Genomic DNA, 19,084 nt, shown 5'->3' on the forward strand with positions numbered 1-19,084 from the left:
TATGATATTGAGTCATAAATAGTACCTCCTCTGAATGGGTCTGCATAACTTCATTCTAGACGAGGCTCTATTTCATGGCTCTTTTTTTGTTCACCATTTTACACAATTATACGGACTCAACTCTAAAATGCCTCCTTTCTGTTTAAATAACTGCATAATTGTCACTAAGCTAACCTTCTTCCACTAATGTCTAATGTAATGAGCTCTAGTTATGCTGAAATCGTGCAGTCGCAGGGTTTAACGTGTGTGAATATGCTTAATGCAGAAGCCATTCGAAATAGAGCAGCATACACTTTGTTAAGTTGATTCATGGGAATGGAGACAGTCGGATGAAGAAAAATATTTACTTCAACCATGACGGAAGCGTAGATGATTTAACTTCGTTGTTTTTGCTGCTGCAAATGGACAATGTGAATGTGACGGGGGTATCAGTGATTCCAGCGGATAGCTATCTGGAACCAGCCATGATGGCCAGCCGCAAAATTATAGATCGTTTCGGTCACGGCATCAATCTGGCTGTTGCAGCATCTAATTCTCGGGGGAAAAATCCTTTCCCGCAAGATTGGCGCATGCATGCTTTCTATGTGGAAGCACTTCCGCTCCTTAATGAGTCTGGCAAAGTGGTTATTCCATTAGCGAACAAGCCAGCACATTTTCATCTTATTGATACACTGCGTGTAACAGAAGGCAAGACAACTTTGCTATTTACGGGGCCGTTAACTGATCTAGCTCGCGCTTTAGATATCGATCCCACTATAGAAGAGAAAATAGAACGTCTTGTATGGATGGGCGGAACGTTCCGAGAAGAAGGCAATGTAGAGGAGCCAGAGCATGATGGAACAGCCGAATGGAATGTATTTTGGGACCCAGAAGCTGCTGCCCGTGTATGGGCGAGTGGCATCGAGATTGTTCTCGTAGCATTGGAGAGCACGAATCAAGTGCCGCTTACGTTAGAGGTTCGCCAGAGCTGGGCGAAGGAACGCAAGTTTATCGGTGTAGACTTCTTGGGACAATGCTACGCGATTGTGCCGCCGCTTGTACATTTCACAACGAACTCGACGTACTTTTTATGGGATGTATTAACGACAGCGTTTATCGGCAAGAGCGACTTAGTTAAGATGCAGACGGTAAACAGCATTGTCATAACAGAAGGTGTAAGTCAAGGTAGAACGGTCGCAACAGACGTCGGACGTCCAGTACATGTCGTTTATGATGTGGATCGGGATGCGTTCTTTGATTACATTACAGATTTGGCGAAGCGGGTAACATAGTGTAATGGATACGCATATTGCTAGTATGGTTGATGAATAATAACGGCACAGGAATGACCACTACAATTATGGAAGCAGATGGGGTTCCATCGGGATTATGAATTGCATCAGAAGCTGAAAATAGAAGGAAAGCGGGAACATGCGGGCAAATGAAATTATTAGGTATAGGCAACTTATTTATATACAGTATATGTATTGGTGGAATTACAGGACTTCTGACTTGGACATTTCTAGCCGTCGTTTCGGCTACAACTCATCTTATATGGTCTCATATACCGAAGATGGTAAATATAAATTACTGGACGATCGTCGTCTGTTTGGTTGGGGGTATATTAGTCGGCTTGTGTCAAAAGTATTTCGGCAACTATCCGCGCACGATGGATCAAGTCATGGCTGAATTTAAGGCGACCAAAAGAATTGATTACCGTTCTCTATATAAAAGTGTACTAACAGCCATTTGTGTGCTTTCATTTGGGGCAAGTCTCGGTCCTGAAGCGGCTCTAGTTGGAATTGTTGGGGGACTTGCTACATGGTCAGGTGATGCCATTAAGTCTTTTGTGAAGAAGAGAACGGTGCTAAAGGAACATGGTGAAATTGTAATCGAGTACAGCGTGGAAGCTGCTGTCGGCATGATTTTTAGATCACCGCTATTTGGAGCTTCTACGTTATTGGAAGATAAAAAAGATTCCAAGCGTATGAAATGGATCAAGACGTTCGTCTATGCAGTTACGACGGCTGCTGGCTTTATCGTGTTTATTTTGCTTTCTAAAATAGATAATAGGCAGTTTTCATTGGCGGATTTTGGAGCTGCATATGTGGGAGTGAATGAACTAATAGCGATCGTCCCACTGATCCTAATCGGAATGCTGTTTGCAAAATTGTATGGATGGTTTGGAAAGATGATCCATAAGGCTCTTAAGCCGTTAGAGTCTCATAAAGTAATAAAAGCAGTTATTGGTGGTTTCATGTTAGGGATAATCGGAACGCTCCTTCCGATTACGTTGTTTTCAGGTGAGCATGAGCTAATAGAATTAGCTGTAGAGTGGACGCATATGTCTGCTTATTTATTAATAGTGATCGGTATCGTGAAGTTATTTGTGACTGAATTTTGTTTAGTATCCGGTTGGCGGGGAGGACATATCTTTCCTGTTATTTTCGCAGGGGTGAGCATCGGGTATGGAATTGCGATGTTAGTTCCTATAGATCCGGTGACCTCCATTACCGTTGTTACGACGGCGTTATCGAGTGTAGTACTTCAAAAGCCAATAGCAGTTGTGTTGATCTTTATTATGCTATTCCCGCTGAAGTTAATAGTATTCATCGTGCTAGCAGCATATTTACCGATGTATCTATTGCAGTTCAGTGGACGAGCCCCCAAAGCTTCTTGAAAAAATGGATTGCCAAGCATGTAGTTTTTTCATGTTTTAATGATGCGAGTAATGTTATTGTGCTACTAAAATGAGAAAGGAGCCGTGTGCGAACACGACTCCTCACGATGGACTCACACCAACACATGAAAATGTTTGCTAGCATCAAAGGCGATAAACGCCTCACCCTGGCTCACGCGGCTTACCAGATCTGGATTGGCAAGGAAAGGGCGTCCAAATGCGGCGGTATCAATGGTTCCAGTCTGTACAGCCTGTTCTGCAATCTCAGGATTCAAATTTCCAACCCCTATAATGATACCATCCCAATATGTACGGACAAGTTCATGCAGGGTTAGACCATCGGCAATAACTTGGCTAAAGTCCATAGTAGAAGGATGGATCATCGTTAATCCACTCTCCTTAAAGGCTTCCACAAATGTGCGGATAGCCGTATCGGGATCTTCCCACATATAATTTCGCACATCATCTTTTAAGGCAGAGAAGCGCATAATGGTCCGATCGGCGCCTATTTCAGCAATGACGGCTTTCGACACTTCTCTCATAAAGGTTAGGCGCTGGCGCAAGTCGCCGCCGTATTGGTCTTGACGGTGATTCGATATGTCCGAATTGAACTGGTCAATGAGATATCCGTGTGCGCCATGAATTTCAACACCGTCAAAGCCAGCGGTTATCGCGTTGTGTGCCGCCGCCGCATACTGCTGAATGACTTCTTCGATGTCTGCTGCTGACATCTCTTCAGGCGTATCATATGGTTTGCCCAGCCTATGAACGTGACCGTTCGCTGGTATGGGAGAAGGTGCTTGCGGTGGAAGACCGCCTGCAACCTCATGATGGGAAAGTCGCCCTACATGCCATATTTGCGCAATAATGGTGCCGCCAACTTGATGGACGGCATCGGTGACTTTTTTCCAACTTTGTATTTGATCCTCGGTATATAAACCAGGTAAACCAATCGTACCCTTTGCACGAGGACTGATCGTAATTCCTTCTGAAATAATGAGGCCAACACCGTCTGCCGCTCGTTTGCGGTAATATTCGACCACATCGGGGCCGACAACTCCTGTTTCATTATCGGCAAAGCAGCGTGTCATTGGTGCCATAGCAATTCGGTTGCGAAGATTCCAGGCTCCCATTTTAATCGGCTGCAGTAATTGCGCTTTTCCTATACTCATAAAGGTATCCTCCCATTTTAAGTGTCTATCTTTGCTTTATCGTTTCTTACGACTCCATTTCCTTATGATTTATGGTAAAGGATCAGCCTTTCATTTTACAGGTGACATTGAAGGAATTATGCTATAGTGAATTTGAAATCCAAGTTTTTAGGAAGATATTTCTTTTAAATTAAAGGAGTGCTTTCAGATGGATCAAGTGGATAAGGAAATTGTCCTGATCTTGCAGGATCAGGCTCGTATTTCGATGACCGAACTGGGGAAAATGATCGGCTTGTCTCAACCAGCGGCTACTGAGAGAGTTCGCAGAATGGAAGAGAAGGGCGTTATTCAACAATATCGTGCCATTATCTCGCCTGAAAAGGCGAATAAATGTATTACTGCCTATTTGCTTTTTCATACGAAGCGCTGTGAGAAATTTATTGAATTTTGCAAGGAATATCCCGATGTATTGGAACTGCATCGTATCAGTGGTCAATATAACTATTTATTGAAGGTTGTTACTGATTCGATGCAAACCTTAGAGGCATTTATTAATGCTAGTGGGGAGCATGGAGATTCTACTACCTTGATCGTCATGTCGTCGCCAATTGATCAAAAAAATATTATTCCTTCGGTTGAGGAGGGTTAAGCCGGGTTGGAGAATGGCATAGTCAACTAGAGTAAGCAGCATCAGAGAGGATGAAACAAACATGATACGTATGACAGAACGTAATGAGTGGTTGGCAAGTAAGCTAGTTACGAGTAAAAGTGACATGATGTTCGCAGGCGTTGTTGTTGGCCATAATCCTGGTGAGGTATGGGTGGATCATGCATTGAATCCCTCAACCGCTTTAGTGTGGTCCAACGGGTTGGGATGTTTTACTTTTATGGGCAATGCTAGCAATATGGTCTTCAATCGATCTTTGGCAAATTTGATGGAGGATGAAATCATACCCTTTTTGAAAAAGAAAAATATTTCTTACTTCGAGTTCTCCGTAGATTCAGAGGATTGGTATCCAGCCATCTATCAGCATATTGGCAATCGTAAAGTAGATGAAAGCTATCAGTATGTATATAAGTCTGTTATTACACCAAGTAGTCAGGTGCCTGTCGAGGACAAGATAGGCTCGTTTCAGGTTGTAGAGATTGATGAAGCGCTGCTGCTTGAGCTGGATAAGCGAGAAATAAAAAATACAGATTTCTTAGTGAATTACATCGAGCAATATTGGGGAACGGTAAGCAATTATATAGTGATGGGTTATGGATATGCAGCACTTACCGAATCCAACGAAGTAGCAAGCATCGCGGTATCCTCTGCTAAATTTCAAACGACACACACGATTGGCGTAGAGACATTGGAGTCTTATCAGCAACAGGGATTGTCCAGCGGATTGGTGACGCGTCTGCTGCAAAAGTTCCATGAACAACGGATTAGCGCATGGTGGGATTGCATGGAGAGTAATATCGCCTCGCAAAAAACGGCGGAAAAAGCAGGATTAGAGCGCTCGCATCGCTATAAGATTAATTGGTTCCACTTTTAATATGAACGAAGCTAGAAGAATGCTGCCACTAAGTAACATCAAATAACACCACTGGACACTAGTGCGTTCTACTAAATAACACCGAGTAACACGAAACAACGCCACCGAGCACAAAAGTGTGCCACCAAGTAACATGATCCAACGCTAACGGGTGCCACAGCGGTTATTTGGCTGATTTGAACGTGTTTTGAAATGTAACGGTCGTCAGAGAGCTTATTTTCCAAATAGATCGATGTTTTTCGCTATAATCAATAGAATAAGCTCTCTCAAGACCGTTAGAATTGAAATATGCACGATTTTGATGAAATAGGCTCAGTGGCGTTCGTTAGAGTGAAATCAAGGCACTTAATGAAGGTTCCTCGCAGACTCCCAGCGGCGAATCGCCAAACGACCAAATAGCCCCTGCCCTTAGAGAGAACGGGAACTATTTGTTGGTCACGCTGTCTTCATCTATCCAATATTCATCAATAGACAGGGCCGGGTACGTAACATCCTGGAAATGGATTGATGTCTTGGATCGCGGCAAACGGGTATTGTTTGGCTGCGAATTGATTCTGGTATAAGTACTCTTGAATAATGACCGTACCATTGCTAATGCTGCATAACAGTCCGCTCACACCTTGCCCATTTGCTAAAGATACACCTACTGGCTGACCTTGTAACTGAATCGCTTTTTGATACCAAGGCGGCATTTGTCTCACCTCCTTAGGCATTGTATGCAAATGATGCAGGCTGGTGCAGCGGCATTGCTATAATCTTGGCGGGATTACAAGAACTGCGGAATAAACGAGTTGAGGGTAGATAGGGGGATTATTATGGTGAAGTGTCATTCGGAAAATACCGATACCTATTTTCGTACTCAGGTTGGTGTGGTGGGAGCAGGACCCGCTGGTCTCGTTCTTGCACTCTTGTTACAGCAGGCCGGTATTTCATGCATCGTTCTGGAACGCCACACTAGGGAGTATGTGGAGACACGTGCGAGAGCAGGATTTCTGGAACATCGTATTGTGGAGTTTTTACGCAGGAACGGATTTGCTAAAGGCTTGGATCTGCACGGTGTGCAACATACAACTTGCGAATTCCGATTAGAGGGGCGACAGTACATCGTTCCGTATGGGGAAATGTCAGGCTGTGCTCATACGGTCTATCCTCAGCAATTCGTGGTCAGCGATCTCATTGAGCTGTTTATGACACGTGGTGGCACGATTTTGTTTTCTCATCCGGTAGTTAAGATCGAAGGGCTTAAGGATGATAAAGCGGTCATTCATTGTCAGTCGCAATCTCTGTTGGAACATTCGGCTGCTGAGAAGCAGGTGGAATGCGACTTTGTTGCCGGCTGCGATGGGTTTCATGGTATTACCCGAGCTTCTATTCCATCAGACCATTTTTCCACGGTAACGAGGCAGTATGGCATTGGATGGCTTGCGCTGTTGGCCGAAGTCCCAGCTTCGACGGAACGAGTGATCTATGCGCTGCATGAGTCAGGCTTCGCGGGGCAAATGCCGCGTACACCACAAGTGACTCGATACTATTTGGAATGTTCCCCATTAGATAAACAATCCGACTGGCCTGAAGAGCGTATATGGAGCGAGCTTCGCAAGCGTATGGCTGTGGATGGTCAAGGTGATGATGAACAAATTCCCGGAAAAATTATTGAGCGACGAGTACTTGAGATGCGTAGTGTTGTTACAGAAACGATGCAGTATGGCAAACTATTTCTAGCTGGCGATGCTGCCCATATTATTACGCCAGTCGGGGCCAAGGGGATGAATCTTGCCATCGCCGATTCTGAGTTTCTGGCAGAAGCTTTTATTACTTATTACCGTGAAGGCGACGGAACGCAGCTAAGTAAGTATACGGAAATGCGATTACCTCATGTGTGGCAGACGATTGAGTTCTCAGATTGGATGCTGCGTTTGATTCATAATTTGGATGAAAGTGGAAATCGCACTTTTTCAGATCGGTTGCGAAGGGCGAGACTTGAGCGGCTGTGTGGGCAAGGTGATTATGCACAATCATTTGCAGTCAATTATGTAGGTAAGTAGCGGCGTAAGAGCAAAGCAAGTAGAGATCAGGGGGCATTGAGATGAATCAAGGCTGGCAAATCGACACAGATGAACAAAGACGAGATGTACTAACGAGTGTGCGTAATGTTGCTTTGGCAGCCGTGCAGCACTACGATCTAGCGTGGCAGCGAATTGAGCTTAATAAACTATCAGACACGATCACGTTCATCATAGAAACAGAACGGAATGAGCGCTTCTTGCTGCGTATTCACAATAAAAGCAGAGCAAAAGCAGAAATTCGTGCTGAGATGATGCTGCTTCAGGCACTGGGCAGTTGTGGACTTATTGTTCCTGAAGGTCAGGTAAGTCGTAGTGGCGAGTATGTATTGGAGCTTGTTTCAGATCAAGGCGAGACGCTATACGTAACGCTGATGAAATGGTTGGAGGGCGACTTGTTAAGCGAGGCACCTACCGAACGTCAGGCAAGCAATATGGGGCAGCTGATGGCAAGGCTGCACAATGCTGCTGCGGAATTTACTCCTGACGGCGATCATGCTTTCCCTACTTGGGGAGTGGACAGCTTCCGCAAAAACATGGCTAAACTTGAACAGTACTATCCATGCTTCTTATCTGAAAAAGGGTGGGGTATGTATCAAAGCGCAGCTGCTAAAATTATAGCGGATTTAGAGGCGATGAAGAAACAGCCATATAACTTTGGCTTAATCCATGCTGATTTGCATATGGAAAATGTTATTTTCAAAGGGGAAGAGGCTTTCCCAATCGACTTTGCAAGATGCGGCTATGGCTATTATTTATATGATATAGCAGGTACGATACTAGGGCTCGGTGGGGAACATCGGAGGCTCTTTCTTGAAGGCTATAAAAGTATTAGGAAGCTGGAAGAGGATTATGAGCGACCGCTTGCGAGTATGTTCGTGATGTTTATGATCGAGAATTACTGTCATCATTGTTCTGATCCTAGAGAAACGGCTGGTCTGAACGCAGAACAGCCGTATGCACAGGCGATTATTCAGAGCTATTTGCAAGAACGACCATTTTTATTCCAACCGCTTGAACCGATAGCAGTGGAATAGTCGGCTTGATGAATCGATGGATTCGATGCTATTTTCTAATAGCTTCAAATGTATAACTTTGTTGGGCATTGCTTGGTTGTTGTCCGTCTACATAATCTGCGGATACTACGATATCGGTAAAGCCGATGCTTTCAAGTATGAGCTTGAACTCTTCAACACCGTACCATCGTGTGGCGAAGCGCTGCAATTCCGTTTGTAGGAGATTGCCGTTTCGCCATTTTTCATATTTTAGATGAGAGACTTTATATTGGTTAAACAAATCAACCTCGACGAGCTTACTTTCCATCGTAATCAGATCGCCATTTGGAAAATGGAATGTCGAGGTTCCCTCGAAGGTGCCCAACTCAAAGTTAGTATTAGGTAAGAAGAGATCAACAATGAGCCTGCCGTTAGGTTGGAGGTGCTCATATAGTCTCTGCAAAGCCTGAATCGATTGTTGACGATCTTCAATTAATAGAAACGAACCGCATGGAATAATAATGGCTTCATATAGATTTGGCAGCGAAAGCTGCAGTAAATCGGCTTGAACTAAATTGGCTTGAAGTCCACGTGCTTCACAATGTTGGCGGCAGACAGCGAGCATTTCTGGAGAATAGTCCATTCCATCCACGGCAAAGCCGGCTTCAAGCAGAGGAATCATTACTCGTCCTGAGCCAACCATTACCTCTAAAATGCGCCCTTCGCATGCTGCAAGTTTCTGTTTATAAAATTCCAAATCCCCATTAATAGAGTGGCCGATTGGCTTGGTTAGTTCGTATACTTCGGTACAAAGTTCACCATAGAAACTAAACGACATCGTAGTTCTCCTTTGTAAGTGTGTAAATTTTACCCAGAGTATAAGATTGAAATAGAGAGTAGTCAAGGGTGTGCTATGAAAGGTTGTTTGAGTTCTCGTATGAAACATTCGCTAGTCTATCAATGGTTCATTCTTCAAATTGTACTTTACGGCTGATCCAACTAAAACTATAATGAGTAATAGATTTATGCAAACGTTTTCATAAAATGGGCTAGCAAGAATAGACAAAAGGGTGTGACTCGCATTGAAAATGATGAAACGAATACTTGTTACATGTGTAGCGCTAGGGATGATTATTCCTTATGTTTCAACGGGTTCCAAGGCAGAAGCAGCAGCTAAAGCTCACAACGGAACAATGATGCAGTATTTTGAATGGTATCTCCCTAATGATGGACTTCATTGGAAACGTTTGCACAATGACGCTGCCAATCTAGCAGATAAGGGCATTACAGCAGTCTGGATTCCGCCTGCCTATAAAGGGACGCAGCAAAACGATGTTGGCTATGGAGCCTATGATTTATATGACTTGGGAGAGTTTAACCAGAAAGGTACGGTTCGCACTAAGTACGGCACGAAAGCAGAATTGAAGTCAGCGATTAATACGCTGCACGCGCAAAATATAGATGTGTATGGTGACGTTGTTATGAACCATAAGGGCGGTGCCGACTTTACGGAGAAAGTAACTTCTGTTGAGGTCGATCCGAACAACCGTAACCGTGAAACGTCTGGTGATTATCAGATTGATGCTTGGACAGGCTTTGACTTTAAGGGACGCAACCATACATATTCAGATTTCAAGTGGAATTGGTATCATTTCAACGGTACAGATTGGGATGAAGGCAGAGACTTGAATCGTATTTATAAATTTAGAGGTATCGGTAAAGCATGGGACTGGGAAGTATCCAGCGAAAAAGGAAACTACGACTATCTGATGTTTGCCGATCTCGACTTTGATCATCCTGATGTGGCGAACGAAATGAAGCGTTGGGGCACATGGTATGCGAATGAATTGAACCTGGATGGTTTCCGTTTAGATGCGGTCAAGCATATTAAGCATGACTATTTGGGTGACTGGGTGAACCATGTTAGACAGCAGACAGGCAAAGAAATGTTCACGGTAGCCGAGTACTGGCAGAACGATGTTAATGCGTTGAATAATTATTTGGCGAAAACGAATTACAACCAATCCGTATTTGATGCGCCGCTGCATTATAATTTCCATTATGCTTCTACTGGCCAGGGTAATTATGATATGCGAAATATTTTAAATGGTACGGTTGTAGCTAATCATCCTACGTTAGCGGTAACGTTGGTTGAGAACCATGATTCTCAGCCAGGACAGGCTTTGGAATCTGTTGTAAGCCCATGGTTCAAGCCGTTGTCGTATGCGTTTATTTTGACACGTGAGTCGGGTTATCCTTCTGTGTTCTATGGCGACTACTATGGTACAAAAGGCAGCAGTACATATGAAATTCCAGCGATGAAAGAACAGCTAGATCCGATGCTGAAAGCTCGTAAAGACTATGCATATGGCAAGCAGCATGATTACTTGGATCATTGGGATGTAATCGGCTGGACGCGTGAAGGTGAGAGCACTCGTGTGAAGTCCGGCTTGGCGACACTGATTACAGATGGCCCAGGCGGTTCCAAATGGATGAACGTTGGCAAGCACAATGCTGGCGAAGTGTGGCACGACCTTACAGGTAACCGCAAGGAGACGGTGACGATCAATCAAGATGGCTGGGGCGAGTTCCATGTGAACGGCGGTTCTGTGTCCATCTATGTGGAGAAGTAAAGTTTAAGAGAGTTCATTAACTTTGCTAGATTGTACAGCGTAAGCGATATAATTGTTGCTCATAGTTAGAAATAATATGAAAAGCAAAATCGACCGTTTTCCTTAAGCATAGGAGCGGTCGATTTTGCTACTATTTATAGGTGTAAATTAAGGTAACACTTTAATAGGACGAATTTGTGTATTGCCATTCTTCGGGTGAACATGAACCACAGCATCTCCAGGGCTTAACGCGTAAGCTCTCCCGTTTTCTAGACTAATTACGCCGTGTCCGCTGACCAATGTAGCACTGTATCCTTTACCGGAAAACTGATACGTCTCTCCTACTCTCAACTCAAGAACAGGATGTACCGTCCCGGATTGAGTTCCAACCGATGATTGACTTGCGTTGTCAGCGCCAAGAGCGCCAACGGAACCTGTCAGAAGACCGAATGCTAAAACAGTGGATATTAACACTTTGCTCATATTTTTCATAATTAAAATACCTCCAAAAGTAGAATTAGGCCGATGTTCGTGGCGTATGAGCATTGTGAGTGAAATCGAGCTTCCTACTCGATGCGCAAGAGCAGAAAGTTCCGAACTCGACCCCTTCATTTTACGATCAAAAAGGGGGTATGACTATCAAGGAATGGTAAATTTTTGATAAAGGTTAGTTATAGATTGATGAAAATGATGATGGAACGGGGTTCATCAATCTATGAGATGAGTTGAGCAATCAGAAAGATTGTTGAATATTGTATACAGTAGTAGCAATGCACGATTCTTAAAGGATCGTGTGTTGTATTTATGCCTCACTTTTATAATTTGGTGGAAATTTTGATATACTAGATAAGTAGAACCATAATTTCAAAGAATTACTGTAAGGAGTCGGTATCTTATTGATGGATTTTATACCCTTGTCGATTCCTTTAGTTTAACCTTTTATAGAGATAAGAAAGAAATGAGAGAGCAGGTGGACAGGTGGATTTGAAAAGGCTTGATGAATTAAAATCAGCACTGGACGCACATCGTCCATTGCCTGTGGCGGCAGTTCGTAATTTGAACGAAGTATTTCGTGTGGAATGGACGTATCATTCTAATGCCATTGAAGGCAATACGTTAACGCTGCTTGAGACGAAGATTGTATTGGAAGAAGGTTTGACGATTGGGGGTAAGAAGCTCCGAGAACATTTTGAAGTCATTAACCACGCGGAAGCAATTCAATATGTGCAAGATATCGTTGAGCGCAACCAACCTCTCTCAGAGCATGTGATCAAGTCGATTCATCAGCTTGTCCTTAAAAATATTGCGGAAGATGCTGGGGCATATCGAACGCTCAATGTAAGAACATCGGATTCGCAACATGTGCCGCCGTCTTACACACATGTTTCTGAACAGATGGAGCAACTTATCCAGTGGTATGATGAGCAACGACAAAGCCTACATCCTGTATTGCTAGCAGCAGAGTTTCATTTCCGATTTGTTTATATTCACCCTTTCTCAGATGGGAATGGACGAACGGCAAGGTTGTTAATGAATCTTATTTTGATGACCTATGGATACCCTCCTGCGATTGTGAAGGCTACTGATTCCATGAGACTGCGTTACTATGAGACGTTGGAACAAGCCAGTGTGGAGGGGCAATTGGAACCGTTTAATCAATTGATGATGGAATGTGTAATGGATAGTTTGCAGGCGTATTTGTTTGCGGTCGGTGAAGAATAATCGGTTCCATTTTATTATATTTTGCTATTCAAGAACTTCGAGCTTAATAGCCGAGCGAATGGGTGGATAGGGTTCCAACTGGTGGAGCTCCGCCTTCACCCTCACCTGCTGTCCAATATCTAATGTATTGTACAGTTTCTTATCTACAAAGTAGTAAGCGATATCTTGTTCTTTATTTTCTTCTACTAGCTGATTGCGTGTCTTCGTCATAACTTCTTCTTTGGACAGATTAGGGATAAGAAGAACAAGGTAAGTATTTTCCCATCTCATTGTTTTCTCTACGATTCTACCCTCATCTATACGAAATTCCTCACTGTCATTGTTTTGTTCCTTGTTTTGCGGTTCAGCTTTTTGCGAACTAGTTGTACATCCTGTGGTGAAAGCCATAGCAATGAGTAAGGCTAGTAGCAGCGGCTTCATAGATGTTCCTCCTTGTGAAATACGTCATTAGCAACATGTTAATGTGCGTATAACAGCAACCATTTATGTTCTCTTCCTAATGACGGAATCTAGTTCTTCTAAGTTGCAATGAAGTGAAACAGGAAGTCATGATCGTTATAAAAAAATCCGTTTTACCGTAAATGCGCTCCGTTTCAAGGTAGCCGCGTTTGCGGTTTTTTTATTATGATCATTGCCAAGAACAAGTATCGTTTGCTTGTGCAGGTTGGAGCAAATGACTGCGTCTAGGAGGAATGCATATGAAAGGTAAGTCTGAACTATCTAATTTAATGACCATTGCAAGTGAGAAGAAGGGGCTTTTAACCGTAGCGGGGATCTTCTCCGTGCTCTCAAGCTTGCTGCAAATTGTCCCGTTTATCGCAGTTTATAACATCGTTAAGGAGTTGTTGGAGAACGTTCAACATACGGCAGGGATAGATGGTGATGTGCTTGTCTATTGGGGAATTGTGGCGCTTGTAAGCTTAGCAGCTTCGTTAATTGCGATCTACATAAGTGCGATGAGCTCTCATATCGCGGCTTTTCATATCCTTTATCAATTGCGTGTTCGACTTGCTGATCATATTGCTAGATTGTCGATGGGCTACCATACGAAAACAGCGACAGGTGAATTGAAAAAAATTATCGAGATTAGTGTGGAAAAAGTTGAAAAGTTTATCGCTCATCAAATACCAGATTTGCTTAGTGCGATTATCGTTCCGTTATTGTTCGTTGGCTATTTATTTTGGCTCGATTGGCGTTTGGCGCTGGCATTGATGATCCCGATGATAATTGGTATGTGGCTGCAAACCAAAATATATGGTGGTGCAAAAGGTCAGCAAGCCTATCGTGACTATCAATATGCGATGGAAGAAATGAATACGACGGGTGTGGAATATGTTCGAGGAATGCCAGCCATCAAAGTATTTGGCATTAAGGCGGCTCGATTTTTAACGTTTAAGTCAGCAGTTACGAAATACAGAGATATATCAATTGGCATTACTGATTTGTATAAAAAGCCGTACAGTATATTTTTCATCGTCGTTAGCTCGTTGTATACGTTTGTGATTCCGGTTGGCATATTGCTCGTTAGCGGTCATGCCAACAGCCAGTCATTTGCGATAACGTTTATATTGTTTCTACTTGTTTCCCCAAGTTTATCTGCACCAGTGCTCAAGCTGATGTATGTAGGGTCTGGAATGAGGGAGATTGCGGAAGGCAATAAGCGTATTGAATCTATTTTAACGGAGCCTGTCGTAGCAGAACCAGATCAGCCACGAGTTCCTATTAGCTATGATGTGCAATTTAAAAATATCTTTTTTACCTATGACAACGCAGTAGGCGGCGATACCAACTATGTATTGAAAAATGTGAATTTTGAAGCGAGAGCAGGAGAAATTACAGCGCTTGTCGGTCCTTCTGGCGGAGGAAAATCTACGATTGCGCAATTGCTGCTGCGCTTTTGGGATGTGCAGCAGGGTTTGATTACGATAGGCGGAGTGCCAATAAACGAGATGGGAACGGAGCAATTGATGGACACGGTGTCATTCGTATTCCAAGATGTGCATCTGTTCTACGATTCGATCGAAGCCAATATTCGAATGGGCAATGAGACAGCCTCCATTTCGGACGTGATTCATGCTGCCAAGCGAGCTTGCTGTCATGAGTTTATTGAACAACTAGAGGACGGTTATCAGACGAAAATAGGTGAAGGCGGCACTCATTTGTCTGGTGGTGAAGCCCAACGTATCGCGATAGCGCGTGCTATTTTGAAAAATGCTCCGATTTTGGTGCTAGATGAAGCAACAGCTTATGCCGATGCCGAAAATGAAAAGAAAATTCAGCAAGGGATGATGGAACTTGTAAAAGGGAAGACCGTACTCATCATTGCTCATCGATTATCTACGATACGTATGGCAGAACAAATACTAGTTATCAACAAAGGTGAAATTGTGGAACAGGGATCGCATGATGAGTTGTTGCGGTTGGATGGTTTATATCAGAAACTGTGGCAGGCGCATATTAGTTCGACGACTTGGAAACTAGGCGTGCAGCAGAGTGCATCAACTACGAATGCATAAGGGAGGGATATTGAAATGATGCAATATTTCACGAATATATCAGGTGGAAATGTCCGCAGCTTATGGCCAATGGGAATCTCAGCTGTACTGGATGGTATCGTCAGAGTGCTGCCTGCGGCATTGTTGGTCGATATATTTAATACGATTTATATGTACTTCGCTGAGCCTCAATTAGGCTTGGACACAACTCGATTATGGACCGTTAGCATCGTATTGTTCGTATGGATGTTCGTTTCGTATTGGACATTTTCCGTTCAGTATGATCGATCGTTCTATGTGGCGTATCGTCAGGCGGCTTCAGGTCGCTTGGAATTAGCAGAGCATATCCGTGGATTATCGTTAGGATTTTTTAATAGACGCGACCCTGCTGATATGACGAATATGCTGCTCAGTGATTATGGTCAAGTGGAGACGACGATTTCTCATAATGTACCGCAGCTGATTAGCGGTTTAATTCTCCCTATGTTGGCATTTATAAGCCTTATATTTTTGGATTGGAGAATGACGCTGGCGATGTTTGTCGCTCTTCCATTCGGTGTATTGTTGTTATGGTTGACGAGTTCTTTACAAGAACGATTATGTGAAAATCAAGTAAAGGCGAGAAACGAAGCAGCCAGCCGCTTGCAAGAATATTTAGGAGGCATAAGGGAAATTAAAGCTCATAATGTGGGGGGAGAGCGATTTCAAAGGCTGCGAATTTCTTTCCAACGTTTGAAAGAAACATCGATTGCGTTGGAGGCGATTATCGGTCCGCTTATTATGGGGGCGATGCTGTTGGCTCGTTCGGGCATGACAATTATGATCGTAGTCGGCAGCTATTTGCTAGTGGGTGGTTCGTTATCTTTGCCGACGTTTTTGCTCTTTTTATTAGTAGGAACTAGAATTTTTGATCCGTTGACTACGGTATTATTGAATTACGGTGAGATGAAGTATTCCGCATATAGTGCACAGCGCATTATGGATGTGAAGCGAGAACAGCCGTTGCAAGGTGACAAAGATATTAATCCCGCTGGCTCCATTGTGTTTGACCGCGTTACTTTCCGTTACAATGATCATGCCGTACCGGCTCTGCAAGATGTGTCCTTTACGATTAAGCCCAACACGATTACAGCGCTTGTTGGTTATTCGGGGAGTGGGAAAAGTACCGTGACACGGTTGATTTCACGCTTTTGGGATGTGCAGCAAGGGGAAATTCGTATCGGCGGTCAAGCACTGAGTGACGCAGACCCAGAACGCTTATTGGAGCATATTGCGATTGTATTCCAGGATGTATACTTGTTCCAAGATACAATTGGTAACAATATTCGTATCGGGAATATGAATGCTACACAAGCAGAAGTAGAAGCAGCGGCTAAGCGTGCTTGCTGCCATGATTTCATAGCTGCTTTGCCGCAAGGCTATGATACTCCTGTGGGCGAAGGCGGTTCGACACTGTCGGGTGGAGAGAAGCAGCGCATTTCTATTGCTCGCGCCCTGTTGAAAGATGCTCCGATCGTGCTGCTAGACGAAGCAACGGCCTCTCTCGATGCTGAAAATGAGTCAGCTGTCCAACAAGCAATTAACGAATTGGTAGCTCACAAAACGGTTGTCATTATTGCGCATCGCTTAAAAACGATTCAATATGCCGATCATATCATTGTGCTTGAGCAAGGGAGAGTCATTGAGGAAGGAACACATGAATCGTTAGTTGCTGATGAAGGGGTTTATTGCAAGTTGTGGGGATTGCAGCAAGATGCGGAAGGTTGGAATGTGCGAACTTAGCGTTTACGTAAAGTAATACAAGTTTACAATCACAACATAAGATGGCAGGCCAGACTCTTCTATAAGAGCTGGCTTTTTGTTGTGGAGACAACTTATTTGATTGGGATAAATGACTTGCTGGAGTGGTAGTAATGCAGTACACTATTACAATGAGAATGGTTCTCGATTAGAGCGGGTGCTTGGAGGGGAGATTACAGCGGTGAACGTTCAGATGGTAAGCCGTCATTTAGATGACGCATATGATGGAGCTGATTTTCATACGATGTTCACACGTCATAGTGAACAAGATCGTTACTTGATGCCATCCCATTTAGGGGAGGGATCGATTCAGAGAATTCCTTTGCGCAGAGGTATGGAGCTGGTGTGGTTCGATACAGCTATCAGCAATGATATTCAGTTAGATTTCGATGTTCAATATCCTCATTTGGAAATATCATATACGTTTTCTGGAAAAGGCGTGTACGAACCAGCAGCACAAGCTCATGCTTTACAACTTACCTCGGGTGTTTCCAGTCTTACTTATATGGACGGTACTCGAGTCTATGCAGAACTTTCTCCTGAAGAACATATACGTCATATGGAACTTCGATTAGATCTTAACGCGCTGAACATGATACTTCCTGAACTTGATCGCATCAAGCAGCATTCGTTTTTCTCTCAACAGCTAGCTGGCATTCCAGATATACCAATCCTTATTGAGCAAATGCAAAATTGTTCCTACCAAGGCTCTCTCCGTAAACTTTTCTTAGAAGGAAAATCGCTTGAGTTGTTGGCTTTTCATCTGAGTAGATTAGATGACAATCCGAGTGAATTAAATATGATGAAGTCCAAATTAAATGCGGACGATATTGAACGTTTGTACAAAGCAAAAGAAATATTAGATCATACCTGGAAGCAGCCTCCCACGTTATGCGAGCTGGCTAGAATGGCTTATTTGAATGACTATAAGCTTAAACTAGGATTTAAGGAGCTGTTCGGTACAACGGTATTTGGCTATGTTCGCGCGCTCCGCATGAATCAAGCAAGAATGATACTAGAGCAGGGAAGCGTAAATATAAGTGAAGCATCAACGATGGTAGGCTACAGTAATATGAGTCATTTTTCCTCTCTCTATAAAAAGACGTTTGGTTACAATCCGAGTGAATGTGGGAAAAGGTAGGGGGGATATTCAGAGCAACGTTTAGAAGCCCTAAGAAGCTGCGCACTTGCTATTCAACTCCGACTGTGACAGTATAAAAGGAATGCAATTCAACGATGTATTTGTTGACATACGAGTCATCGTATTTGCGCAAATCATATGTCATCAGAGTTAGAGTAGAGTGGAGGAATAGCAGAATGGAATTGCCTAATTGTCCAAAATGTAATTCATCATATACGTACGAGGATGGAACGTTACTCGTGTGCCCAGAGTGTGCGCATGAATGGTCTCCGCAAGTAGAAGGGGAGCAAGGTGATGGTGAGTGTGTCATCAAAGACTCCAATGGAAATGTGCTGCAAGATGGGGATACGATAACGGTCATTAAAGATCTCAAAGTAAAAGGTAGCTCGTCAGTGATCAAGATCGGAACAAAGGTTAAAAACATTCGTCTTGTTGATGGCGATCATGATATTGATTGCAAGATCGACGGTTTTGGCGCTATGAAGCTGAAATCGGAGTTTGTGAAAAAAATGTAGCTACAGTTACTAGAACAAGTACTAGTGCAGGTGCTAGAACAAGTACTAATGCAAGTACTAGTGCAAGTAAAAGTATACGATCTCCATCCATACAAAGAAACCGGGCAGCACGATAGGCTCCCGGTTTTTTTGATGTCTTTTTCGACGAGTTGCATGTGAGAAAATAAAGCTAAGGACAAAAGTGCAGTTATTCAATCGGCATTTCATCATTTCAGGGTCAAGTCCATATTTATGTGTAAATTCCTCGCCGTCAAAATGGTTTATCCAACTATTTGGTTTGAGGACGTCGCCAAGTATGGTACGCATTGAGATCTACGTACTTTTTCCCTGTCGTCCATTTGTCATCCTGTTCCATGAGTAGAGCTCCGAATAGGCGTAGTACCGAGTCTC

The 19,084-nt window shown here is 43.4% G+C and carries 17 protein-coding genes; 12 read left to right on the plus strand and 5 right to left on the minus strand.

The window, feature by feature from the left end; translation table 11 throughout:
• Positions 1-329: 329 nt before the first annotated feature.
• Together IFO66_RS22925 and IFO66_RS22930 are read left to right on the plus strand one after the other, a co-directional pair.
• Positions 330-1,271, plus strand: coding sequence for a nucleoside hydrolase (locus tag IFO66_RS22925; RefSeq protein WP_192027341.1), 942 nt, complete (start codon positions 330-332; stop codon positions 1,269-1,271).
• A gap of 149 nt (positions 1,272-1,420) precedes the next feature.
• Complete coding sequence (locus IFO66_RS22930) at positions 1,421-2,659, plus strand: chloride channel protein (RefSeq protein WP_192027342.1); 1,239 nt, start codon at positions 1,421-1,423, stop codon at positions 2,657-2,659.
• Positions 2,660-2,772: 113 nt separating this feature from the next.
• Here IFO66_RS22930 and IFO66_RS22935 read toward each other — a convergent pair whose 3' ends face one another.
• On the minus strand, positions 2,773-3,831 hold the full coding sequence (locus IFO66_RS22935; RefSeq protein ID WP_192027343.1) for an oxidoreductase: 1,059 nt from the start codon (positions 3,829-3,831) through the stop codon (positions 2,773-2,775).
• A gap of 187 nt (positions 3,832-4,018) precedes the next feature.
• Here IFO66_RS22935 and IFO66_RS22940 point away from each other — a divergent pair, with 187 nt between their 5' ends.
• The gene (locus IFO66_RS22940) at positions 4,019-4,459 is read left to right on the plus strand and encodes an Lrp/AsnC family transcriptional regulator (RefSeq protein ID WP_192027344.1); all 441 of its coding nucleotides are present in this window, start codon (positions 4,019-4,021) and stop codon (positions 4,457-4,459) included.
• Positions 4,460-4,520: 61 nt separating this feature from the next.
• Positions 4,521-5,351: a GNAT family N-acetyltransferase gene (locus IFO66_RS22945; RefSeq protein ID WP_192027345.1), complete on the plus strand. Its 831-nt coding sequence runs from the start codon at positions 4,521-4,523 to the stop codon at positions 5,349-5,351.
• Between the two features lie 464 nt (positions 5,352-5,815).
• On the opposite strand, the gene IFO66_RS22950 is transcribed toward IFO66_RS22945, so the two are convergent.
• On the minus strand, positions 5,816-6,043 hold the full coding sequence (locus IFO66_RS22950) for a hypothetical protein (protein WP_192027346.1): 228 nt from the start codon (positions 6,041-6,043) through the stop codon (positions 5,816-5,818).
• Positions 6,044-6,166: 123 nt separating this feature from the next.
• Between IFO66_RS22950 and IFO66_RS22955 the strand changes: the two genes are divergently transcribed.
• Positions 6,167-7,396 (plus strand): 4-hydroxybenzoate 3-monooxygenase, encoded by a 1,230-nt coding sequence (locus IFO66_RS22955; RefSeq protein ID WP_192027347.1) that lies wholly within the window; start codon positions 6,167-6,169, stop codon positions 7,394-7,396.
• Positions 7,397-7,437: 41 nt separating this feature from the next.
• Positions 7,438-8,451, plus strand: coding sequence for a phosphotransferase enzyme family protein (locus tag IFO66_RS22960; protein WP_192027348.1), 1,014 nt, complete (start codon positions 7,438-7,440; stop codon positions 8,449-8,451).
• 28 nt (positions 8,452-8,479) lie between these two features.
• Here the strand turns inward: IFO66_RS22960 and IFO66_RS22965 are convergent, their stop codons facing one another.
• Positions 8,480-9,247 (minus strand): class I SAM-dependent methyltransferase, encoded by a 768-nt coding sequence (locus tag IFO66_RS22965; RefSeq protein ID WP_192027349.1) that lies wholly within the window; start codon positions 9,245-9,247, stop codon positions 8,480-8,482.
• A gap of 250 nt (positions 9,248-9,497) precedes the next feature.
• Here IFO66_RS22965 and amyS point away from each other — a divergent pair, with 250 nt between their 5' ends.
• On the plus strand, positions 9,498-11,042 hold the full coding sequence (gene amyS, locus IFO66_RS22970; protein ID WP_192027356.1) for an alpha-amylase: 1,545 nt from the start codon (positions 9,498-9,500) through the stop codon (positions 11,040-11,042).
• A gap of 147 nt (positions 11,043-11,189) precedes the next feature.
• Here the strand turns inward: amyS and IFO66_RS22975 are convergent, their stop codons facing one another.
• Positions 11,190-11,513: a BLB8/JUQZ-1 family protein gene (locus tag IFO66_RS22975; protein ID WP_192027350.1), complete on the minus strand. Its 324-nt coding sequence runs from the start codon at positions 11,511-11,513 to the stop codon at positions 11,190-11,192.
• A gap of 486 nt (positions 11,514-11,999) precedes the next feature.
• Between IFO66_RS22975 and IFO66_RS22980 the strand changes: the two genes are divergently transcribed.
• A complete protein-coding gene (locus tag IFO66_RS22980) occupies positions 12,000-12,743 on the plus strand; it encodes a Fic family protein (protein WP_192027351.1) in 744 nt (247 codons plus the stop codon).
• A 24-nt stretch (positions 12,744-12,767) separates the two neighbouring features.
• Here the strand turns inward: IFO66_RS22980 and IFO66_RS22985 are convergent, their stop codons facing one another.
• Entirely contained in the window at positions 12,768-13,163 is a 396-nt protein-coding gene (locus IFO66_RS22985) for a DUF3221 domain-containing protein (protein ID WP_192027352.1), read from the minus strand.
• Positions 13,164-13,441: 278 nt separating this feature from the next.
• On the opposite strand from IFO66_RS22985, the gene IFO66_RS22990 reads away from it, so the two are divergent.
• The 4 genes from IFO66_RS22990 to IFO66_RS23005 all read left to right on the plus strand — a co-directional run bounded on the left by IFO66_RS22990 (position 13,442) and on the right by IFO66_RS23005 (position 18,694).
• On the plus strand, positions 13,442-15,259 hold the full coding sequence (locus IFO66_RS22990; protein ID WP_192027353.1) for an ABC transporter ATP-binding protein: 1,818 nt from the start codon (positions 13,442-13,444) through the stop codon (positions 15,257-15,259).
• A 15-nt stretch (positions 15,260-15,274) separates the two neighbouring features.
• On the plus strand, positions 15,275-17,020 hold the full coding sequence (locus tag IFO66_RS22995; protein WP_192027354.1) for an ABC transporter ATP-binding protein: 1,746 nt from the start codon (positions 15,275-15,277) through the stop codon (positions 17,018-17,020).
• Positions 17,021-17,219: 199 nt separating this feature from the next.
• Entirely contained in the window at positions 17,220-18,179 is a 960-nt protein-coding gene (locus tag IFO66_RS23000) for a helix-turn-helix transcriptional regulator (protein ID WP_337913642.1), read from the plus strand.
• Between the two features lie 176 nt (positions 18,180-18,355).
• Complete coding sequence (locus tag IFO66_RS23005; RefSeq protein WP_192027355.1) at positions 18,356-18,694, plus strand: zinc ribbon domain-containing protein YjdM; 339 nt, start codon at positions 18,356-18,358, stop codon at positions 18,692-18,694.
• Positions 18,695-19,084: the final 390 nt, after the last annotated feature.

Source organism: Paenibacillus arenosi, assembly GCF_014841135.1.
In the GTDB taxonomy this organism is placed as follows: domain Bacteria; phylum Bacillota; class Bacilli; order Paenibacillales; family Paenibacillaceae; genus Paenibacillus_B; species Paenibacillus_B arenosi.